This is a genomic window from Roseiflexus sp. (genome assembly GCF_057785375.1).
This window is the reverse complement of record NZ_JBYNRX010000093.1, coordinates 1-22655: the sequence shown is the minus strand read 5'-3', so window position 1 is coordinate 22655 and position 22655 is coordinate 1. Positions and strand designations below refer to the sequence as shown.

Genomic DNA, 22655 nt, shown 5'->3' with positions numbered 1-22655 from the left:
CCGCTCAGGGCAGAATGCGCGTATTCAGAAGCCAGAGATCTGTGGCGCTGCCACAGTGCCCATACCGCAGTGTGGCGGGCGCCACAGGAATGAGGAGAGAAGTCCATGAGCACGATGCGACGTCACGATCGCCTGGAAGGAAAGGTGGCGCTGATCACGGGCGGCGCTGGCAACATCGGCGAAGTCATTACGCGCAGGTTTCTGGCGGAAGGTGCGACTGTCGTTATTACGGGGCGCAATGCAGAAAAACTTGTGGCGTATCGCCGTCGTCTGATCGACGAAGAGCAGGTTACGCCCGAGCGCGTCGTTGCGCTGCGGATGGACGGCAGCGACATCAAACAGGCGCGCGCGGGCGTTGCACAGATTGTCAATGGCGGAGTAGATGTTCCTGTTCCGCTCCGCCGTATCGATATCCTGGTCAATAACGCCGGTAGCACCGGGCCGCGTCGTCGCCTGGTCGATATTCCACTCGAACCGTCGGAAGTGCAACCGCCGGATACCGAGACGCTGGCACAGGCGGTCGGTAATCTGGTTGGCATTGCCTGGAACCTGACGCGCGCGGCAGCCCCGCATATGCCGCCAGGCGGCAGTGTGATCAATATCTCGACGATCTTTTCCCGCACCGATTACTACGGGCGCATTGCATATGTCGCGCCCAAGGCGGCGCTCAATGCGCTCAGCGACGGATTGGCGCGCGAACTGGGTCCCCGTGGCATCCGCGTCAATACCATCTACCCCGGACCGATCAATAGTGATCGCATCCATACGATGTTTCGGGCGATGGATGCGCTCAAAGGGCAACCAGAGGGCGACACCGCCAGCAGTTTCTTGAGGATCATGCGGCTGGGACGCGCCGATCAGCGCGGCGAGGTGGTCAAACGCTTCCCTTCCCCCGTCGATGTCGCCAATACTGCGGTGTTTCTTGCCAGCGATGAATCGGCGGCGTTCACCGGTCATGCCTTCGAGGTGACGCATGGCATGGATGTGCCAACCGAAAGTCGCACGACGTTCGTGTCGCGCCCCGGTCTGCGCAGCGTTGATGCTACCGGCAAAGTCGTCCTGATCTGCGCCGGCGATCAGGCCGATGATGCGATTGCGCTGGCTGACGCGCTGCGCTCCTGCCGCGCGACGGTCGTCGTCGGGTTCCGCGATCCGCACGCGATGGAAAAGGCGTCGGCGCTCCTGCGCGAACCACGCCACGCGCTCGCCGCCGATATGTATGGCCGCCCGGCAATGGTCGCCGAAACGCGTCTGGTGCATCTTGATCCGCTCGACTCACGCGCCGCCGCGCACACGCTCGAGCAGATCCGCACTGAATTGGGCGCTATTCACCACGCTGTGATTCTGCCGGGGTTGAGCCGCCACGCTCCCACTGCAAGCCTGATCGATGTGGACGATCAGGTGATCGAGCGCTTCTTGCAACAGGAGCTGGTGGGGACGATTGCACTGGCGCGCGAATTGGCGCGCTTCTGGGAGGAACATCCCTCCGGCGCGCAGATGCATCGCGTGCTGTTCGTCAGCAATCCCGATGATCAGCAGGGCAACCAGTATAGCGCCATTCTGCACACTGCGGTCGAGCAGTTGGTGCGCGTCTGGCGCCATGAGAGCGAGTACGACTCGGTCAATCCGGCGCATCAGCACAACGGTCAACCGGTCGCAGCAGTGTGGGCGAATCAACTGATCCGTTATGTGAACGCTGAAACTGCCAATCTTGACTTTACCTGCGCCTGGGTGGCAAAATTGTTGGGCAGTGACCGACGCATTGCTGAGATCAATCTCTATCTTCCCGAGGAAATCGTCGGCACGATTGGCGTGCACAATCCCGGATTTGGGTGGGCGGAAAGTCTGTTTGGTCTGCATATGGGAAAGGTGGCGCTGATCACCGGCGGCAGCGCCGGCATTGGCGGGCAGATCGGGCGCTTGCTGGCGCTCTCGGGCGCGCACGTGATGCTGGCGGCGCGCAACGCCGATCAACTGGAGCAGATGCGCGCGTCGATCGTGCGCGAGGTGCGCGATGCCAGTTACCCGGACGCCGAGTCGCGCGTGGCGATCTTCCCCGGTAGCGATGTCGGAGACATCGAAGGACTCGAACGGCTGGTCAGCCATACCCTGCGTGTGTTCGGCAAGGTGGATTACCTGATCAATAATGCAGGCATCGCCGGCGCCGAAGAGATGGTGATCGATATGCCGGTGGACGCCTGGCGCCATACGCTGCGCACCAATCTGATCAGTAACTATGCGCTGCTGCGCCGCCTGGCGCCACAGATGAAGGCGGCAGGCGGCGCGTATGTGCTGAACGTCTCGTCCTACTTCGGCGGCGAAAAATATGTGGCGATCCCGTACCCCAATCGCTCGGATTACGCCGTCAGCAAGGCGGGTCAGCGCGCAATGGTCGAAAGCCTGGCGCGCTTCCTCGGTCCTGAGATTCAGATCAACGCGATTGCTCCTGGTCCGGTGGAAGGCGAACGTCTGAAAGGCGCCGGCAACCGTCCTGGCTTGTTCATGCGCCGCGCCCGGCTGATTCTCGAAAACAAACGGCTCAACGACGTCTTTGCTGCGCTGCTCGCGTCGCATCACGAGGGAGCGACGATTGCCGCTCTGCTGCCCGACCTGTTTGCCAACGATTTGCAGGCGATCGCCGATAATCCGGCGCTGCCGATGTCGCTGCGCCGCCTGGCGACGATGCTGCGCGAAACGAGTGACGCCGGCGGAAGCGCTCAGTCGTACCTGATGAATGCCACGATTGCGCGGAAACTGCTCAATCGCCTGGAAAATGGCGGGTATGTCACCTCGCACGACCGGCGTTCATTGACGGTCGAGCCGCCTGAGCCGTTCTTCACCGAGGCGCAGATCGAACGCGAAGCGATCAAGGTGCGCGATGGCATTCTGGGTATGCTTCACCTGCAACGGATGCCGACCGAGTTCGATGTGGCGCTGGCAACGGTCTTCTATCTGGCAGACCGGAATGTGACCGGCGAGACGTTCCACCCGTCGGGCGGGTTGCGTTTCGAGCGCACGGTCACCGAAGGCGAGCTGTTCGGTAAACCGGGGCAGCAGCGCCTGGAACGCCTGGCAGGCAGCGTCGTGTACCTGATTGGCGAGCACCTGCGCCAACACCTGCTGCTGCTAGCGCGCACCTTCCTCGAAGAAATCCACGTCGCGCGCGTGGTGCTGCTGACGGAAACCGCACAGGCGGCGACCGAACTGGCCGCCGAACTGTCCGACTATGAAGCCGCCGGGCGTTTCGTCGTCATCCCGACGCGCGGCGACATCGAAGGCGGGATTGATCGGGCGATGGCGGAGTACGGTCGCCCCGGTCCCGTGATCTCAACGCCGTTCCGCCCGCTGCCAACCCGCGCCCTGAGCGCCCAAAACGGCGATTGGAGCGAGGTGCTGACGACCGCCGAGTTCGAGGAACTGGTCGAACAGCATATCACTCATCACTTCCGCGTGGCGCGCAAAGCAGGGTTGATCGAGGGCGCGAACGTTACGCTGGTGACGCCGCCAACCTCGGCGCGTTCAACATCTGAGGAGTTCGCGCTGGCAAACTTCGTCAAAACGACGCTTCACGCGCTCACGGCAACCGCTGGCGCCGAAAGTGAACGCACGATGCCGCACGTGCCGGTCAATCAGGTGGACCTGACGCGGCGCGCGCGCAGTGAGGAGCCGCGCACACCGGCGGAAGAGGAAGAGGAATTGCAGCGCTTCGTGAATGCCGTGCTGCTGACGAGCGCGCCGCTGCCGACGCCGCTCGAAAGCCGCTACCGGGCGCGCATCTATCGCGGAAATGCGATTACAGTGTAAATACAGGGATCTTGTCAGGAGAAAAAGACTTATGACCACCATCGAATCTGCTCTTCGCCCGCCGCGCATCAATCCGGTGCGCACCCGCGCCGATTGGGAGGCGCAGCGCCAGGCTGCGCTTACCGACCCGGGCGCGTTCCATGGCGCGATTGCTCGCAGCGCCATTCACTGGTATGACCGTAACCTTGGCGCGTGGATCACCTGGGATGAAGAGGGTGGTTGCTGGAAAGGATTGCGTCACAGCGACGGCGCACCGGTCGATGTGCCGTATGGACCGGAGTACGAACCGTGGGAACGCGCCTTCAACGGTGATGATCCGCCCTTCTATCGCTGGTTCGAGGGCGGGTTGACCAACGCCTGCTTCAATGAGGTGGATCGCCACGTACTCACCGGCTATGGCGATGAGGTGGCATTCTACTTCGAGGGCGACCGCTGGGACTCGTCGCTCAACAACGGTCGTGGCGGTCCGGTCATCAGTTTTGCCGTGACGCGCAAGCAGTTGCTGCTCGAAGTCGTCAAGGCGGCGCAGGTGCTGCGCGACCTGGGGCTGAAGATGGGCGATCGCATCGCTCTGAATATGCCCAACATCATGGAGCAGATCTACTACACCGAAGCCGCTAAGCGCCTGGGTATCATCTACACGCCGGTGTTCGGCGGCTTCTCCGACAAGACCCTCAGCGACCGCATTCACAATGCCGGCGCACGGCTGGTGATCACCAGCGATGGCGCCTATCGCAATGCACAGGTTGTTCCCTACAAAGAGCAGTATACCGATCAGGCGCTCGATAAGTTCGTGCCGGTCGAAACGGCGCTGGAGATCATCGAAGCGGCGCTGAGCGGCGGCGAGGGTTCGCCGACGCCGGGCGCAGCGCTCCTGACGCCGGATCAGATTAAGACCATTCTGTCTCAGGTGCGCGAAGCGCTCAAAGAAGACATCACGATCGAGCGCAGCGACGCGATGCGCGCCGTCGGGCGCGCTATTGAGGGATTGACCGGCGTCGATGCGCTGGCGCAGTCGCGCGCGCGCACGGCGGTCGCACAGGCGCTGGTCAATACGCCGCCGCGCGTCGATGCGGTGATCGTTGTGCGCCATACGGGCCAGGATATTTTGTGGCGACCGGAACGCGATCGCTGGAGTCATGAGTTGACCGCAAAAGCGCTGGAGACCATTCTGGCGAATGCGCGCGCCGCTGGCGTCGAGGTCCACAGCGAAGAGGAACTGCTCAACCTGCCGACCGCACAGTTCGTGAAGGCGCTCTATGCCACCAGCCGCGCCGAACCGCTCGACGCCGAATATCCGATGTTTATCATCTATACATCGGGCAGCACCGGCAAACCCAAAGGCGTGGTCCACGTCCACGGCGGGTATGTCGCCGGCGTCGCCTACACGATGAAGGTCAGTTTCGACGCCGAACCGGGCGATACGATCTATGTCGTCGCCGATCCTGGCTGGATCACGGGTCAGAGCTACATGATCTGCGCGACGCTGGCAACGCGCTGCACCGGCATCATTACCGAAGGCTCGCCGGTCTTCCCGTCCGCCGGGCGCTTTGCCAGCATCATCGAACGCTACAAAGTGCGCGTCTTCAAAGCAGGCGTGACCTTCCTCAAGACGGTGATGTCCGACCCGCAGAACACGGCGGATGCGCGCCAGTACGATATGTCGTCGCTGCGCGTCTGCACCTTCTGCGCCGAGCCGGTCAGCCCCGCAGTGCAGCAGTTCGGCATGGAACTGATGTCGCCGCAGTACATCAACTCGTACTGGGCAACGGAACACGGCGGCATCGTCTGGACGCACTTCTACGGCAACGAGGACTTCCCGCTGCGCCCCGATGCGCATACTTACCCGCTGCCCTGGATCGCGGGCGAAGTCTGGGTGCTCGAAGGCGGCGACCGCGATGCAGCCGGCGTTGAGGCGCCGCGCTATCGAATCGCCGATTATGAGGAGAAGGGCGAAATCGTGATTGCAGCGCCCTATCCCTATCTGACGCGCACGATCTGGGGTGATGTCAAAGGATTCGAGGCATGGGTCGCCGCCCTCCAGAGCGGCAATGGGGCGCAGGTTCCTCGCTGGCGCGGCGATGCCGAGCGCTTCATCAAAACCTACTGGCGGCGTGGTCCCAACGGTGAGTGGGGGTATATCCAGGGCGACTTCGCAATGAAGTATCCCGACGGTTCCTTCACCCTCCACGGTCGCTCCGATGACGTAATCAACGTGTCGGGGCATCGCATGGGCACCGAGGAGATCGAAGGCGCTATTCTGCGTGACAAGATTATCACGCCGGACTCGCCGGTCGGCAACTGTATCGTTGTCGGTGCGCCGCACCGTGAGAAGGGATTGACGCCGGTCGCATTCATTCTGACTGCGCCCGGACGTAAATTGAGCGGTGAGGATCGCCGCCGCCTCAATGAACTGGTGCGCAACGAAAAGGGCGTGGTCAGCGTGCCGGAAGACTATATCGAGGTTAGCGCCTTCCCGGAGACGCGCTCCGGCAAGTATATGCGGCGCTTCCTGCGCAACCTGATGCTCGATGAGCCGCTTGGCGACACCACCACGCTGCGCAACCCCGAGTCGCTGAAAGAAATTGCCGAGAAGATCGAGGCGTGGAAGCGTAAGCAGCGTATGGCGGAGGAGCAGCGCATCTTCGAGCGCTATCGCTACTTCCGCATCGAGTACCACGTGGTGCGTGAGCCGTGGACATCTTCGGGCAACGGGAGCGCAGCAGCACAGAAAGCGCTGACGCAGCGCATTGCGATTGTGACCGTCACCAATCCGCCGGTCAACGCGCTCAACGAGCGTGCCCTCGACGAACTGAACACCATCGTCGATCATCTGGCGCGGCGCGAGGACGTGGCGGCGGTCATCTTCACCGGCAGCGGCACGAAGAGTTTCGTGGCAGGCGCCGACATCAAGCAGATGCTCGAAGAGATGCATACCGTTGAAGATGCCATGGCGCTGCCCAATAATGCGCACCTGGCGTTCCGCAAGATCGAGACGATGAACAAGCCCTGCATCGCGGCAATCAATGGCGTGGCGCTTGGCGGCGGTATGGAGTTCGCGCTTGCCTGCCACTACCGGATCGCCGACCTGCACGCCGAGTTCGGTCAGCCGGAGATCAATCTGCGGTTGCTGCCCGGGTACGGCGGTACGCAGCGTCTGCCGCGCCTGCTCTACAGCCGTCGTGGCGAAGCCGGGCTGATCAAGGCGCTGATGATCATTATGGGCGGGCGCACCCTGAACGCCGAGCGCGCCTATGAGATCGGGCTGGTCGATAAGGTGGCCCACGGTCACGAGGAAGCGCTCACCCTTGCCGCGCAGATGGCGCGCGAGATGATCCTGGAGGAACGCAACGGCAAACCGACCGAACTCCGGGTCATCCCTAATACGTCGGATGATCCAACAACCTTCTTCTCGCCGTTCCACGATCCGGCGACGGCCGGCGAAGGGCTGTGGCCCCCGCTGCCTGAAGCCTATGCGCTGCGTCGCCAGTTGACGGCGCAGTGGGAAGCGCCCGACCCCACAATGGCGGAACTGCTCGAAAAGGCGCTGCGCGACCCGCTGATCACGCGCCTCACCAATCAGGCACAGTGGGCAGGGCGCAGCAAGGCAATCGAGCGGATCATCGACTCGCTGCGCACCGGCTTCACCAGGGGCCTCCTGGCAGGGCTGGAGCGTGAGGCGCGCCTGTTCGCCGAAGCGGTCGTCGCTCCTGATGAAGGCAAAGCCGGGATTCAGGATTTCCTGGATAAGCGCAGCGCACCGCTGCCAACGCGCCGCCGTATCCATCTGACGCCCGACGAGGAGAAGCGTATGATCGACGCCGGTATGCTCCTGCCGATTGAGGCGCCATTCTTCCCCGGCGTCACACCGATCCCTGTGGCGCAGTACGCGATGGCGGTGGTGCGTGATGAAGTCACTGGCGCGCCAGTTCACGGCGATCCGATCAAGGCGGAAAAGCAGATCATCATCCCGGTCGAGAAACCTGGTCCGAACGACGTCCTGCTCTATATCCTGGCATCAGAGGTCAACTTCAACGACATCTGGGCGATTACCGGCGTGCCGGTCAGCCAGTTCGACGAGCACGACCGCGACTGGCACGTGACCGGCTCTGGCGGCATTGGGCTGATCGTCTCGGTCGGCGAAGAGGTTAAGCGCGAAGGACGACTGAAAGTTGGCGACCTGGTGGCGATCTACTCTGGTCAGAACGATCTTCTGTCACCGCTGGTCGGTCTTGACCCGATGGCAGCAGACTTCGTCATCCAGGGATACAACACTCCCGATGCGTCACACCAGCAGTTTATGGTGGCGCAGGCGCCGCAGTGCTTCCCGGTGCTGCCCGACCTGACACTTGAGGCTGCCGGATCGTACATGCTGAACCTGGGAACAGTCTACCGCGCACTGTTTACCACCCTCAAGATTCAGCCCGGTCGTCGCATTTTCGTTGAGGGCGCCGCAACCGGCACCGGTCTGGATGCGGCACGATCGGCAGCACGCAACGGGCTGTATGTCACCGGCATGGTCAGCTCGCAGGAGCGCGCGGCGGTTGTGCGCGCCGCCGGCGCAGTTGGGACGATCAATCGGCGCGATCCGCGGTATGCCGGCATCTTCACCCGCGTGCCCGAAGATCGGGCAAAGTGGGCGGAGTGGGAAGCTGCCGGTCGGGCGCTGCTCGAAGACTATCGGGCGCAGAACGGCGGCCACCTGGCTGATTATGCCGTGTCGCACGCAGGCGAAACAGCGTTCCCGCGCAGTTTTCAGTTGCTCGGCGAGCCGCACGATGGCCACATCCCAACCCTGACGTTCTACGGCGCATCGAGCGGCTACCACTTCACCTTCCTCGGCAAGCCAGGCGCTGCTGATCCGGTGGAGATGTTGCGCCGGGCAGGGTTGCGTGCCGGTGAAGCGGTGATGATCTACTACGGCGTCGATGACCGGTCGTACCTGGGAGACGAGGGGTATGAGTCGGGTGTTGCGCCGGATGCCCTGGAGCGCCGCGCAACCCTCGTCGATCAGGTCGGTCTGGAGGCGATCGAGTCGGCGCGCGCAATGGGCGCCCGCATTGTGGTCGTCACCTACACCGACGCGCAACGTGAATTTGTGCTGAGCCTGGGGTTCGGCGCGTCGCTCAAAGGTGTCGTCAGCCTGGAAGAATTGCAGCGCCGCTATGGTGACGAGTTCGATTGGCCCGAGACCATGCCGCCGCTGCCCGATGCAAAGAGCGACATCAACGGGTTCAAGGCGGCGGTGCGGCGCTTCAATGATCTGACGTTCAAGCCGCTAGGCTCGGCAATCGGGCAATTCCTGCGCAGCAACGACAACCCGCGCGGGTATCCCGATCTGATTATCGAACGCTCCGGGCACGACACGCTGGCAGTCAGCGTCATGCTGATCAAGCCGTTCACCGGGCGTGTCGTCTACTTCGAGAACATGGACGGACAGCGTTACTCATTCTTCGCCCCGCAGGTCTGGATGCGTCAGCGCCGGATCTATATGCCAACCGCGAATATCTGGGGCACGCACCTCTCGAATGCCTACGAGATTGTGCGTCTGAACGATGAGATCAGCGCCGGCCTGCTGAGCATCACCGAGCCGACGCTCGTGAAGTGGAATGATCTGCCGCAGGCGCATCAGGCAATGTGGGAGAACCGCCACCAGGGGGCGACCTACGTCGTCAACCATGCCTTGCCGCGTTCTGGTCTCAAAGACAAGGACGAACTGTATGAGGCGTGGTCTGAGATGCTCCAGAATCCGGAGCATGGGGTATAATCGTCTGCCGCAGGCGAGAGGGAAGAGGCGAGAGGGAAGAGGGTTGGCAGAGGTGGCGGGTAGAAGCCCCGTTGCATTACAACGGCTGCCAGCAAGAGGCACGAGGCATTACAGGTTGAAGGCGGCAGGTGGAAGGTGACAGGTAGAGGCGCGCCGTTGGCGCGCCCAGCTTCACATCCGTGCGAGCATTCCACGTTCTATGTGAGCAGGGGTGACGGGTGCAAGGTGTGAAGGCGGCAGGTGGAAGGTTGAAGGTCGTCTCAACCCCTAACCCTTAACCCCTGACCCCTACCCAGTGAAAGGCGCCTGTTTCGACAGAAAGCCCGGATATCATGTTCAACAAAGTGCTCATCGCCAATCGTGGCGAAATTGCAGTCCGCATCGTCCGCGCCTGTCACGAACTTGGCGTGCGAGCGGTCGTGGCATACAGCGATGCTGATAAATATTCACTTGCAGTACGTCTTGCTGATGAGGCGGTGTGTATCGGTCCTGCCGCTTCGGTAAAATCGTATCTCAATCCCTCGGCGTTGATCAGCGCGGCGCTCATGACCGGATGTGAAGCCATCCATCCCGGCTATGGCTTCCTTTCGGAGAATCCGTACTTTGCCGAGATCTGCGCCGAGTACAAACTGAAGTTCATCGGTCCCGACGCCACAGCTATCCGGATGATGGGAGACAAGGCGCTCGGCAGGAAGACCATGCGCGACGCTGGCGTGCCCACCGTGCCGGGCTCGCGCGGCGAATTGCGCACTCTCGAAGAGGCGGTCGAGGTTGCGCATCAGATCGGCTACCCGGTGCTGCTCAAGCCATCCGGCGGCGGCGGCGGGCGCGGTATGCGCGTCGCACAGAATGAGACCGAGTTGATCAAGGCGTACCCCACATCAAAAGCCGAAGCGGAGGCGGCGTTTGGCAATGGCGCCCTGCTGATGGAAAAGTACCTGCCGCAGGTGCGGCACGTTGAAATCCAGGTGCTGGCAGACCAGTATGGGCACGCCATCCACCTCGGTGAGCGCGATTGTTCGTCGCAACGCCGCCACCAGAAGATCGTCGAAGAAGCGCCCTCGCCAGCCGTCGATGCAGATCTGCGCGCACGTATGGGCGAAGCGGCGCTCAAAGGCGTTCACGCCATCAATTATGTCAATGCAGGCACGATGGAGTTCCTGCTCGATCCCGACGGCAACTTTTATTTCATTGAGATGAATACCCGTATCCAGGTCGAGCATCCGGTCACCGAAATGGTCACCGACATCGATCTGGTCAAATGGCAGTTGCGCATTGCAGCCGGCGAACCATTGACGATCCAGCAGTCGGATGTGGTGATGCGTGGTCACGCTATCGAGGCGCGCATCAACGCCGAAGACCCTGACCGCGATTTTATGCCGTCGGGCGGCGAGATCGAGTATTACCTGCCGCCCGGCGGACCGGGGGTGCGTATCGATTCGCATCTCTATGCCGGATATTCGCCGCCAGGATACTACGACTCGCTCCTGGCGAAGTTGATCGTCTGGGGCGCTGATCGCAACGAGGCGCTCGCCCGCCTCGAACGCGCACTGCGCGAATTCGTCATTACCGGTATCTACACGACGATTCCGTTCACACTGGCGATGCTCGAAGATCCGCCGTTCCGCGAAGGACGGATTTCGACGCGCTATGTTCCCGATCTGGTCCAGCGGATCAAGGAGAGCAAACTGGAATAGATGGCTATCTGGAACAAACTGCGCAGTACTTCCGGGGGCGCAGGAACCTGCGCCCTCGAATGTCATTTCTGAAAGATTCTATGACGAACAAAATCATTGCACCTGCACTGGAATGGCCACGCCTGCTGGAACAGGCACGGGCGCTCGCGCCCGAAGCGTTCGACGAACATGGCAATCCGCTCAACCTGATCCACGGCGAGTGGGGCTTTCCAGGGCATCCCAAGCCGTTTCTGTCACCTGTCAATGGCACGATGCTCGGCAATTACCCGATGATCGACCTGGACACGGCGCGCCACGCGGTCGCTGCTGCTGCGGCTGAGTTTGGCGCATGGGCAGCCACCGATCTCTCTGAACGCCAGCAGCGCGTCGATGCGTGTCTTCGCCTGTTGCGCCAGCAGCGCGAACTCATTGGTCGGTTGCTGATGTGGGAGATTGGAAAGCCCTACGCGCAGGCGATGACCGATGTGGACCGCTGCATCAGCGGCGTCGAATGGTATGTCGAGCAGATTCCGGCAATGATGGAAGGGCGTAAACCGCTTGGGCTGATCTCGAACATCGCTTCGTGGAACTATCCGCTTTCAGTGCTGGTTCACGCAATGCTGGTGCAGACGCTGGCGGGCAATCCGGTCATTGCCAAAACCCCCAGCGACGGCGGATTGTTTGCGCTGACGGTGTCGATGGCGCTGGCGCGGCGCTGCGGTTTGCCGGTATCGCTGGTGAGCGGCTCCGGCGGCCGGCTCTCCGAGGCGCTGGTGCGTGGACCCGAGGTGGCGTGCCTGGCGTTCGTCGGCGGCAAAACCAACGGGCGCGACATCGCTGCCAGCCTGTACGACCGCGAGAAGCGCTATATGCTCGAAATGGAAGGCATCAACGCCTACGGCATCTGGCAGTTCAGCCAGTGGGATATGCTGGCGAAACAACTGCGGCGCGGCTTCGACTATGGCAAACAACGCTGTACCGCGTATGTGCGCCTGGTTGTGCAACGTCAACTGTTCCCGCAATTTCTCGATATGTACCTGCCGGTGCTCAAATCGCTGCGGATCGGCAACCCGATGCTGGTCGCTCATCCTGATGCACCGCCGCCCGCGCTCGACTTCGGACCGCTGATCAGCAGTCGCAAAGTCGATGAATTGCAGGTGTTGATCAGCGAGGCGATCGGCAGCGGCGCCATCAGTCTGTACCAGGGGACGCTCAGTAATGAGGATTTCCTGCCCGATCAGGACATTTCCGCCTACATGGCGCCGGTCTCGTTGCTGAATATTCCCCGCAATGCACGGCTCTACCACAATGAGCCGTTCGGTCCGGTCGATACAATTGTCGTGGTGGACAGCGTCGAAGAACTGATCACCGAAATGAACATATCCAACGGCTGTCTCGTCGCATCGGTCGCTTGCGACAACGAACGTCTGGCGCAACAGATCGCCGCCGAGGTGCGCGCCTTCAAGGTCGGCATCAACGCCATCCGCTCGCGCGGCGACCGTGACGAGGTGTTTGGCGGCATCGGGCAAAGCTGGAAGGGATGTTTCGTCGGCGGCAAGTATCTGGTGCAGGCGGTCACCGTCGGTCCTCCCGGTGAGCGGTTGTACGGCAACTTCCCCGATTATACGCTTCTGCCGGAGCAGCGCTGACGGCGGGCGCCACGGTTGGATCAGGTCTGGTAGAGCGATCAACCAGATGTTGCACAATCATTGCGCGTGTTGACCGTCTTGCGGCTAACGTTGGCTTCGACAGGCTCAGCCAACGTTAGCCGCCAGGACGCGCTGAAGGCATGGACGCTGGCTGCGACCGGCTCAGCCAGCATCCGCCGCCTACGTCCTTGATTGTCCAGGTCGTGGTTGATGATCGGGTAGATGCCGAAAATGCGCTTTGTGGCTGAAAGGAGACAAGCATGAGCCAGGACACGTTCAGAGCACTGGTGCTGACCCAGGAAAACGGCGCAATCCGCGCTGAGTTTCGCCAACTGACGAACGATGATCTGCCGCAGGGCGACACGCTGGTGCAGGTGGTCTACTCCTGTCTCAACTACAAGGACGGTCTGAACGTTACCGGCAAGGGGAAGATTTCACGCTTCTTCCCGATGGTCCCCGGCATCGATCTGGCCGGAACCGTCATCGAAACGACCAGTCCGGACTACCATCCCGGCGATCCCGTGGTGCTGACCGGCTGGGGCATCGGTGAGCGGCATTGGGGCGGGTATGCGCAACGGGCGCGCGTCAAAGCCGAATGGCTGGTTCCTCTGCCCGCTGGCATGACCCTGCTTCACTCGATGGCGATCGGCACTGCCGGGTTCACGGCGATGCTGGCAGTGATGGCGCTCGAAGAAGCCGGCGTCAAACCCGGTGATCGTGAAGTGCTGGTGACCGGTGCAGCCGGCGGGGTCGGCAGCATCGCTACCGCTCTGCTGGCGCGGCGCGGCTACCGCGTTGCGGCATCCACCGGCCGCCCTGAAACCCACGACTACCTGCGCGAAATCGGCGCAGCCACCATTGTACCCCGCACCGAATTGGCGGCGCCGGGCCGTCCGCTCGAATCGGAACGCTGGGCAGGTGCGGTTGATACCGTCGGCGGTGACATACTGGCGCGCGTCCTCGCCGCCACCGCAACCGGCGGCGCAGTCGCAGCGTGCGGTAATGCCGGCGGCGCCAATTTGACCACCACCGTGTTTCCGTTTATCCTGCGCGGCGTGCGTCTGATCGGCATCGACTCGGTCATGTGCCCGACGGAACGCCGCCGTGCGGCGTGGAATCACCTGGCGCATGAATTGCCTGCCGACATGCTCGACCGGATGACCCGTGTCGAGCCGCTTAGCCGGGTGAAGGACCTCTGCGACGAGATTGTGGCCAGTCAGGTGCGCGGGCGGGTGGTTTTCGATGTGAATGCATAGAACGTTGAACGCCGAATGCGGAACGTTCAACGTTCTCCTGTTCGGCGTTCGACCTTGAGTGTACCCTCTTCCCATCCATCGCGCCGGAGCGCGGCGCTGACCGGCTGGATCGCCGCTGAATTGCGCCAGATTGCGGTGGTTGCGCGCGCGCCGCAGTGTTGGGCTTCCCTTGGAGTCGCGCTGGCGCTTTGGGTGCTGGCATACCAGGTTGCACCAACCGTGCGCCTCGATGTTGGCGGCAACCGTGAGACGCGCCAGCGCGGCTTTGATACGCCCTTCCTCGTCAACGTCAACGCCTCCGAACCGGCAGACCTCCCGGATCGTCCCTGGTACGAGGCGGACAGTCTGCCGTACCGCTGGATGCGCGATACCTCCTCAATGGTGTTCCCCGGCGTCGGCGGCGATGTCTGGCTGCTGCGCATCACCGCCGCCAGCGGACGACCCGACGGCAGTGCGATCACCAGTGTCTGGCGCGCCGCCGACAGCGTACCGATCACGCTTCAGATCGACGCACAGCGGCGGACGTATGCCATCCTTGCACCTGCCGACACGTCCGGCGACCTGCGCCTGACGTTCACGACCCCGCGCCTGATTGCTCCTTCTGACCCGCGCATCCTGGGGATGCCGGTCTTCCGCATCGTGGCGACTCCCGCACAACCGGCGCCTTACCGACCGGCGTGGGCAACCCTTGCCTGGATGACGGCGGCGCTGGCAGGCGTGTATGCGCTAATTCAGCGCACGCTTGCGCCAATCCGTCGTGCTGCACACGCACCTGCTGCGGTTGTGGCAACCGTGGCGCTGCTTGCCACCTGGATGATCGCAACGCGCCGCATGGATGCCACTGTGTTTGCGCCAACCGTCGCGGTGTGGGTATGGGCGGCGTATGCGCTGGTCCCCTTTGTCGAGACGGCGCTGCGCGCACTACAACCGGCTGAGGATGCCGCAACCGCCGCAGGGCTGACGGCGGTTGCATGGTTCGTGCGTGTGGCGGGGATGCTGCATCCCTATGCGCAAACCAGCGATCTGGGGCTGCATGTCAACAACCTGGCGGATGTGGCGCGTGGCATGATCTTCTTCACCGAAGGGCTTCCCTGCCGCGCCGGCGCCGGACCGCAACCATACCCGCCGGGTGGCTACCTGACGCTGCTGCCTGTCGTCCTGCTGACCGGCGCCGACCGCATGGCGCTCACATTACTGGTGCAGGCGGGCACGGCAGTGCTCGAAAGCCTGACAGTGGCCATCCTATGGCTGCTGATCCGGCGCTCAGGGGCAGGAACAACCGCGGCCCTCTACGCAGCGGCGATCTATGCCCTCGCGCCGCCCATCCTGCGCTCCTATTCCGTCGGCGAAATGGCAAACCTGCTGGCACAGGCGCTGGTTGCGCCGCTGATCCTCTGGATGACGCTGGCGCTGCGTGATCACTCGTGGAAGACGACTTCCGCCGGCGCTACCCTGATCCTGCTCATCCTGCTCAGTCATGGCGGCGTCGCCCTCTCGACCGGCGCAGCACTGGCGGTCTGGCTTCTGCTATATCTGGTTCAGAATGTCCAGACGCCCCTGTTGCGCTTCGCAGGATCAGGGGGGATGAGGGCGGCAGAGCATCGAGACGCCAGTACAGGTGACACGCCGCCTCGATCCAACCCCCCTCGCATCCTGAAAACCCTTCTCGTCAGCGTCTGGCGACCCGCCATGACCGTCGGTGTGGCGGGCATTGCGGCATTCGCGCTCTTCTACTCGGCGTTCGGGTATGTGACGGAGGAGCGTCGTATTGCGCAGGAGGCGCTGGCGGTGCAAGGGATCATCTGCCCGCCGGGCGATCCGCTGCTGGATAAACTGAACCGGTGGGTGATCGGCTTCGTCTTCAGCTCTGGCGCCCTCATGCCGCCGATTGCGCTGGCAGCCGGCATCATCGGCGTTGTGCTCATGGGTCGCCCACACAACGGCGCATTGAGGATGACCCTGGCAGCCTGTTGGCTCGGTGCGCTGGCAAGTCTGGGAACACTCCTGTTCAGTGACCAGCCGGTGCGCTGGACGATCTTCATCTACCCGGCGCTCAGCATTGGCGCAGGCGTGGCGCTCGAACAATGGCAGCGCCGCCGTCGCGCTGGCGCGGCGCTTGCTATTGCGGTAGCGCTCTTCCTGATCTGGTATGGTGCTGCGGATTGGGTGCGCCAGGTGAGCGAGTATCTGCGGTAGCACAGTCCACGCGGCGCCGGAGTCGCCCCTGGCCATCTGGCGTTTGGCGTCGGCTAAGAGCCTATCCGAAAAATCGCTGACTGAAGTGCGACCGGGTAGGCGAAGGCAATGCCTTCGCCTACCCAACTGGCGCGTGGCGCTGGCTGAGCCTGTCGACGCCAGCGCCTTCCCGAGGACAAGCAGCATGGGGCAGGTCAGCGCCCGACAATCTCCTGCTCCGCCCGCTCCAGCGCTACGTCACGGTCTGTCAGCACTGTTTCAGCAGTCACCGGCACGCGGATCGTCGGCACAACCCCCACTCCCTCCAGCAGCGGCGTACCATCCGGCAACAGCGTGCGTCCGGTCGGAACCTGGAGGAAAATGCCGTCCGGCAGCACATACTGCCCGCGCGACACCTCGGCATACACCCCGGCTGTCAGCGTTTCACCGACCACGATCACGCCGGGAACTTTGCTGAACCCATATGACTCGAACTCGCACGCGCTGAAGCACGCCTGACCTACCAGGAGCACGATCTTGTCGAAGCGGTACTGGTTCTGGTTCGGCAGAATCTTATCGACCGGACCTTCCGGCTCGAACCTGCCGGTGCGCTCGCTGTAGTACTCGTCCTGGCCGATGATGATCTCCTGATCGGTCAGGAACCCTGCCAGACCCAATGGCGCACCGCCGCTGTTCTGCCGCATATCGATGATAATGCCGGGAACGTCCAGGTCCTCAAAGGTTTTCAACGCACGTTCAAACAGCCTGATCAGCAGGTTCAGATCATCATAATTGGCATTGATGCGAATATACCCCACGCCGGACGGTCGTTGCTCGAACTCGACCGGCAGCGCCGCCGGGTTGCGCTCCTCGAAGATCGATGTTGCCAGAAAACTGGCGCGTTCTTCCACGGCGCGCAATGTGACCGTCTGCGGTGTACCGCTCGGGTTGGCGAACGTCGCCTGCGCTTCCGTTCCGACTGGCGCGCGCAGCAGGTAGCGCACCTGCTGATACCGCAGCGCAAAGTCGGTCGAGAACGGTCCCCCCAGCGGTTCGACGGCAGTAATCGCGTCTTTGACCGGTGTGCCATTGAATGTCAGCAGTTCGGCGCCCACCTGCATGCCGGCGCGATCGGCAGGGCTATTGCGCGTCACGAAGACCACCAGCACGCGGCCATCGTCCAGTTCGCGGATAGCGAAACCATACCCGCCGGCGGCGCGTTCGCGGAACAACTCGCCGGAAAGCGGCGAACTGACGCCGACATGCCCATCGCGGAAGGCATTCGCAAAATCGAACATCACATCGAAGAACGCCCGGCGATCCTTTCGGCGCTCTGCTTCGGCCACGCGCGGCGCCAGGTCGGCGTAAAGCGAGTCCCAATCCGGCGCTTTGCCGGGAATGCCATTGAAAGCGTACTCAACACGCACCCGTTTGAACATCTCATCGAACGCCCTGGTATACGACAGATCGGAGAAATCTTTGATCGCCGCATCCGGCGGTTCGTACAACGTCACCCGCGCTTCGCGGTCACGCTCGATGGCAAATGGACGCTGATCGAGATTGATGACCGAATACCCGGCAGGAAGGGGACCCACCGGGTCATCGGCGGTAAACAGCAGCCCATCGGCGCCGAAATCGGTCGGAAACTGCTGCGCATCGTCCGGCGCCCACACAACCAGTTTACCGCCAGTGATTTCATCATTGTTCTCCGGGTCATTGACCGTCGATGCCAGGTAGGCGGGCCACCCGAAACTGCGGTCGTCCCCTTCGGAAAATGGACCGCCATACAGGTTGGGCCAGTATGCCACGACGAACACCTGCACGCCAGTGTCGCGCTGTGTGTCGTTATCGACATCCGCCAGCACCCCTGCCGGGCGCACGGGCAGCGCCAGGCGAAACTCGCCGCGTTGCTGATCCGTGTCGATGGTCAGCGGTCCCAGCACCTGGCTCTCGACTGGCAGTTCCCATTCCTGGTCGCGCGTAATGAAGCCGTAGAGATCGACCAGTCCGACAGCGTGTTCGACGTAGTAGACGGTAATGATGTCATTGGTATATTCAAACTCGCCGGTGATCACCTCGACGCCGCCTTCCGACAGACGCGGCGGAACCGGCGATGGCGTGACCGCCTCCGGTGAGGCGGTCACCTCTGCCACGGGCGAGGCATTCGACGGGTTGACGGCAGTCGCATCCTGTGCCGGCAGCAGGCTGGTCGGTGCGCCGCCGCCACAAGCGGCGAGCGCCAGAAGCAAAGCCGCGATCGCTCCGATATACCAGAAAGGACGTTGTTTCATCATGTCTCCTTCCGCACAATCATACAAGGCATTGTAGCGTTTGCCGGAGAAGGATGCAATGTGGCAGATCTTTTCGATGGGCAGTGCGTTTTCAGCGCCGCCAGGACCGTTTCTCCCTCATCCCCCCAGCCCCCTTCTCCCACGAGGGGAGAAGAAAGCGTTGGGACAGGGCGGCGGACTACCTGTGAGTGGCTCGCCGATGTCTGGATGACGTTACAGCGCAGCGCGCATTGTGTTCCCTATGTCAAAACAACGTCCGGTAACCGGGTTTTCGCCGTTTTTCCACCAGCGCGCATACCGTTCCATCTGGTCGCGCGAGTCGCACACACCGGTTGCGACCAGACTCTGGGCAAGACAGAGCGCCATACTGGTGTCGTCGGTCCGTCCGCCGGGAGGCAACCGGAATGGTCCGCCGCCGGTGATCTGCGTGACGCGCGGGGTGAATGGATCGAGCGTCAGCGTAAACTCGAGCGTTGTGCCGAGCGCATCGCCAACGGCAAGCCCAAGCAGTGCGCCCTGCGCGCGCCGTACACGGTCAGAGTCGAGCGTGAGCGCCATGGCAATTGCTCCTTCCCGCCAGAAACACAATCGTCCCTTCTTCATGCACCTTCGTGTTCTTCGTGGACGAAAAACGTCTCATCGCTCCCCACCCGCAATCATCTCAGGCGGGCGTCGCGCTCCGCCAGCATCGTCTCAACCTGGCACAACAAATAGATGTCTCACAAGCGGATGGATGACCAATGGTGGCGCGTGTTCTTCGTGCACCTTCGTGTTCTTCGTGGACGAAAAACGTCTCATCGCTCCCCACCTGCAATTATCTCTGGCGGGCGTCGCGCTCCGCCAGCATGTCTCGACCTGGCACAACAAATAGATGTCTCACAAGCGGATGGATGACCAATGGCGGCGCGTGTTCTTCATGCACCTTCGTGTTCTTCGTGGACGAAAACCATATCACGTCTTCCTGCCCGCAATCATCTCCAAAAACACCCGCAACGCGCGGACGGCCCGCAGTCCGGGCCAGGTCAGCAGCATACCGTCACACAGCAGTATGCGCCCATCCCGCACCGCCGGAACATCACCATACGGCGCAAACGCCTCCAGGTCGCGTGCGCTGAACGCATACGGCTCATCCGGCAACAGAATGATGTCTGGTTGCAGGCGCATGAACGCCTCTAGCGGAGCGCGCGGGTAGCGCCCCGGCAACCGGCGACCGAGATTGTCGGCGCCGCACTGTTCCAGCAAGTCGCCAGCATACGTCTCCGCCCCCACTGCCATCCACGGATCGCGCCAGATGAATGCGAGCGTCGGGATACGACGTTGCGGCGCTCGTTGTTGCGCTTCGGCGAGGGCTGTGTGCAGCGCCGCAAGACCCGACGCTGCCGCATTCACTGCTCCGAGCACAGCAGCGAGGCGTTGATACTGCTCCAGCACATCAGCGACGCTGCGGATCGCTGTGACATACACCGGAATGCCAGCCGCCGTCAGCGCCAGCACATCACGCTCGCGGTTCTCCTCCTGATCGGCGATGACCAGATCGGGTTGCAGGGCGATGATCTTCGCCCGGTCGGGGTTCTTCGTCCCGCGAATGCGCGGGATGCCGGCGAGCGCCGCTGCTGGCTCGATGCAGTAGTCGGTCACTGCCACGACGCGCGCGCCAAGCCCAATCTCGAACAGCCATTCGGTCAGGCTCGGCACGAGCGACACAATCCGCTGCGGCGGGTTCTTCAGTTCCAGGCGTCGTCCAAGAGCGTCAACGACAATCATAGCAGTCAGGTCCAGGCACAATGTAAGAGACGCAGATGTGCGCGGACGCACCAGATTCACGCAGACCCGCTCGCTGTGAAACGCGACCGAACCGCACCAGGGAGGTGTTCAAACGTTCTGACCATCCGCAACCGTACCCATTGCATTCATGACATTGTCTCCGTAAGCGGCGGCACCGTCACCGGACGATCATTCTCATCGAGCGCGACAAGCACGCACTCCGCCTGGCACGCCAGCACCCGTTCGTCGTGGTCCATCGGCTCCCACCAGACATCGACGGCAACGCGCATCGAACTGCGCCCCGTGCCGACCAGACGGGCAATCACTTCGACAATCGACCCTTCGCGCACCGGGTGATGGAAGTGGACCTCGCTAATCCGCACCGTCACGACCTTGCGCCGGCACCAGCGCGTGGCGCAAATGAACGCCGCCTGGTCGATCCAGGCGACCGCCGTGCCGCCGAAGAGGGTCCCGTAGTGGTTGGTGTTCATGGGGAACACCGGAAAGACCATACGCGTCTCAACGCGATCGGCAGCGCTCATTGTGCTGTTCCTTCCTGTGGAAAGCATGCCGGATGCAACAGGCGCGCCAGATGCTCGACCCCTTCGACCACACGCGGCGCCGGGCGCGAACAGTAGCTGTTGGCATCCAGCGCATACACCCGGCCCGCGCGCGCCGCCGGGATGTCGAACCATCCTGGCGGACGCGGCAGCGCGTCCCACTCGTGCTGCGCAGCCTCAGCGGAATAGCCGCAGGGGATGAGCAAAACCACGTCCGGCTGCGCGCAGAGAACATCCTCCCAGCGCACCCGGAACGACCGCTCCCCCGCGCGACCGAGCAGGTCGCGCCCGCCTGCGAGATGGATCATTTCCGGGACCCAGTGCCCGCCGATGAACGGCGGATCGAGCCATTCCAGCGCCACAACGCCAGGACGCGGCTGACCGGCGACTGCGCGACGAACGTCATCGAGCCGTTGCCGCAAACGTTCGGTGAGCCGTTGTCCGCGTTCGGGCAAGCCCACCGATTCGGCGATCGTCACCACATCGCCGAAAATGCTTTCGAGGTTCGGCGGCGCCAGTGACACAACGCGCGGATTGCCCGGCAATCGCGCTGCAAGGGTGCAGACATCAGCGAACGACACGGCGCAGACATCGCACAATTCCTGGGTGATCACCAGATCGGGCTGCAATTCGGCGAGGAGCGGTTCTTCGAGCAGGTAAAGGCTTTCGCCGCGCGCCAGGCGCGCACTGACGACCTGATCGATTTCGGCGCTCGACAAACCGTGCGGAATGGCAGAACGGGTCACCCGCGGCAAATCGGCGACCACATCGGGCGGGTAGTCACACTCGTGTGAAACGCCGACCAGCATATCCGCCAGGCCCAGTTCGCACACGATCTCGGTCGCCGAGGGAAGCAGCGAGACAATACGCATGATGCTCATCCTTTCCGGTGTTGATCGCTCCTGGTAAGCGCATTCGTTATAATTCCGACACGATACCGTATCGTGAACATATCACGATCTCCGATTGAAAGACACAAGCATGACCCAGAACGATCATACCAGCAATCGCAGTGACGCACAGTTGCACCAACTCCTCTTCTGGTCTTCGGTTGCATCTTTGGTGACGGTGATCGTCTACGGCGTAGCGGGAGCGATTGTCGCACAGCCGCAGATGCTGATATTTTCGGCAGGCGCCGCCGTCCTGTTGATCATGCTGCTGCTGGCGATCCGGCTCAACCGCCGTGCGCAGACGGCAACCGCCGTTTATCTGACGTTTGGCGCCATTGCGGTCTATGCTCTACTGGTGCAAAAAGGCTTAATCACAAAGGACCCGAAGCGCACAAAGGGGCAGAACCATGAAGCGCATGTCCTTCGTGTCCCTTGGCGCCCTTCGTGGTTTCTTGGTTCCATCTTTTTGCAGTGAAGTCAACAACGCAAAGGCGCAAAGGCGCTGAGGAGGGATGCGCTTACGTGAGCGCTGCTGGCGAGCGGCGCGCCCTACGCGCGCCCTGGCGCGCAGCTCCAGCGGGGCTTGCACTTGCGGTGAGAGCAGTCGAACCGCGTCCCCTCTCAAAGGAAGAAACAGCCCCCTCCCCCAGCGGGGGAGGGGCAGGGGTGGGGGCTTTGCCCCCTCGCGCCTCGCGCCTCGCGCCTCGCGCCTCGCGCCTCGCGCCTCGCGCCTCGCGCCTCGCGCCTCGCGCCTCGCACCGCACACCTCTCGCCCCCTCACCCCCCTGCCCCCCTCGCGCCTCGCACCGCACGCCTCGCGCCC

General features: G+C 62.6%; 12 protein-coding genes. 7 read left to right on the top strand and 5 right to left on the bottom strand.

The genetic code is table 11. The features are described 5' to 3' along the window. Positions 1 to 105 precede the first annotated feature (105 nt). The 6 genes from AC3EA7_RS18295 (at position 106) to AC3EA7_RS18270 (ending at position 16348) form a co-directional block, all read left to right on the top strand. Positions 106 to 3804, top strand: a complete 3699-nt coding sequence (locus AC3EA7_RS18295; protein ID WP_488615511.1) for an SDR family NAD(P)-dependent oxidoreductase — start codon at positions 106 to 108, stop codon at positions 3802 to 3804. A gap of 31 nt (positions 3805 to 3835) precedes the next feature. Beyond that, positions 3836 to 9571: an AMP-binding protein gene (locus AC3EA7_RS18290; RefSeq protein ID WP_488615510.1), complete on the top strand. Its 5736-nt coding sequence runs from the start codon at positions 3836 to 3838 to the stop codon at positions 9569 to 9571. Between the two features lie 332 nt (positions 9572 to 9903). Beyond that, complete coding sequence (accC, locus tag AC3EA7_RS18285; protein WP_488615509.1) at positions 9904 to 11268, top strand: acetyl-CoA carboxylase biotin carboxylase subunit; 1365 nt, start codon at positions 9904 to 9906, stop codon at positions 11266 to 11268. 80 nt (positions 11269 to 11348) lie between these two features. After that, a complete protein-coding gene (locus AC3EA7_RS18280) occupies positions 11349 to 12896 on the top strand; it encodes an aldehyde dehydrogenase family protein (protein ID WP_488615508.1) in 1548 nt (515 codons plus the stop codon). A gap of 260 nt (positions 12897 to 13156) precedes the next feature. After that, positions 13157 to 14152, top strand: coding sequence for an acrylyl-CoA reductase (NADPH) (gene acuI, locus AC3EA7_RS18275; RefSeq protein WP_488615507.1), 996 nt, complete (start codon positions 13157 to 13159; stop codon positions 14150 to 14152). A 54-nt stretch (positions 14153 to 14206) separates the two neighbouring features. Continuing rightward, positions 14207 to 16348: a hypothetical protein gene (locus AC3EA7_RS18270; RefSeq protein WP_488615506.1), complete on the top strand. Its 2142-nt coding sequence runs from the start codon at positions 14207 to 14209 to the stop codon at positions 16346 to 16348. A 194-nt stretch (positions 16349 to 16542) separates the two neighbouring features. Here AC3EA7_RS18270 and AC3EA7_RS18265 read toward each other — a convergent pair whose 3' ends face one another. The 5 genes from AC3EA7_RS18265 to AC3EA7_RS18245 all read right to left on the bottom strand — a co-directional run bounded on the left by AC3EA7_RS18265 (position 16543) and on the right by AC3EA7_RS18245 (position 21814). Continuing rightward, positions 16543 to 18618, bottom strand: a complete 2076-nt coding sequence (locus AC3EA7_RS18265; protein ID WP_488615505.1) for a S41 family peptidase — start codon at positions 18616 to 18618, stop codon at positions 16543 to 16545. Between the two features lie 213 nt (positions 18619 to 18831). Beyond that, positions 18832 to 19176 (bottom strand): ADP-ribosylglycohydrolase family protein, encoded by a 345-nt coding sequence (locus AC3EA7_RS18260; protein ID WP_488615504.1) that lies wholly within the window; start codon positions 19174 to 19176, stop codon positions 18832 to 18834. 393 nt (positions 19177 to 19569) lie between these two features. Continuing rightward, positions 19570 to 20382, bottom strand: coding sequence for a helical backbone metal receptor (locus AC3EA7_RS18255; protein WP_488615503.1), 813 nt, complete (start codon positions 20380 to 20382; stop codon positions 19570 to 19572). 146 nt (positions 20383 to 20528) lie between these two features. Next, positions 20529 to 20924, bottom strand: coding sequence for an acyl-CoA thioesterase (locus AC3EA7_RS18250; protein WP_488615502.1), 396 nt, complete (start codon positions 20922 to 20924; stop codon positions 20529 to 20531). Further along, a complete protein-coding gene (locus AC3EA7_RS18245; RefSeq protein WP_488615501.1) occupies positions 20921 to 21814 on the bottom strand; it encodes a cobalamin-binding protein in 894 nt (297 codons plus the stop codon). The genes AC3EA7_RS18250 and AC3EA7_RS18245 overlap by 4 nt, the downstream gene beginning before the upstream one ends. 109 nt (positions 21815 to 21923) lie before the next feature. Here AC3EA7_RS18245 and AC3EA7_RS18240 point away from each other — a divergent pair, with 109 nt between their 5' ends. Next, the gene (locus tag AC3EA7_RS18240; protein ID WP_488615500.1) at positions 21924 to 22307 is read left to right on the top strand and encodes a hypothetical protein; all 384 of its coding nucleotides are present in this window, start codon (positions 21924 to 21926) and stop codon (positions 22305 to 22307) included. Positions 22308 to 22655: the final 348 nt, after the last annotated feature.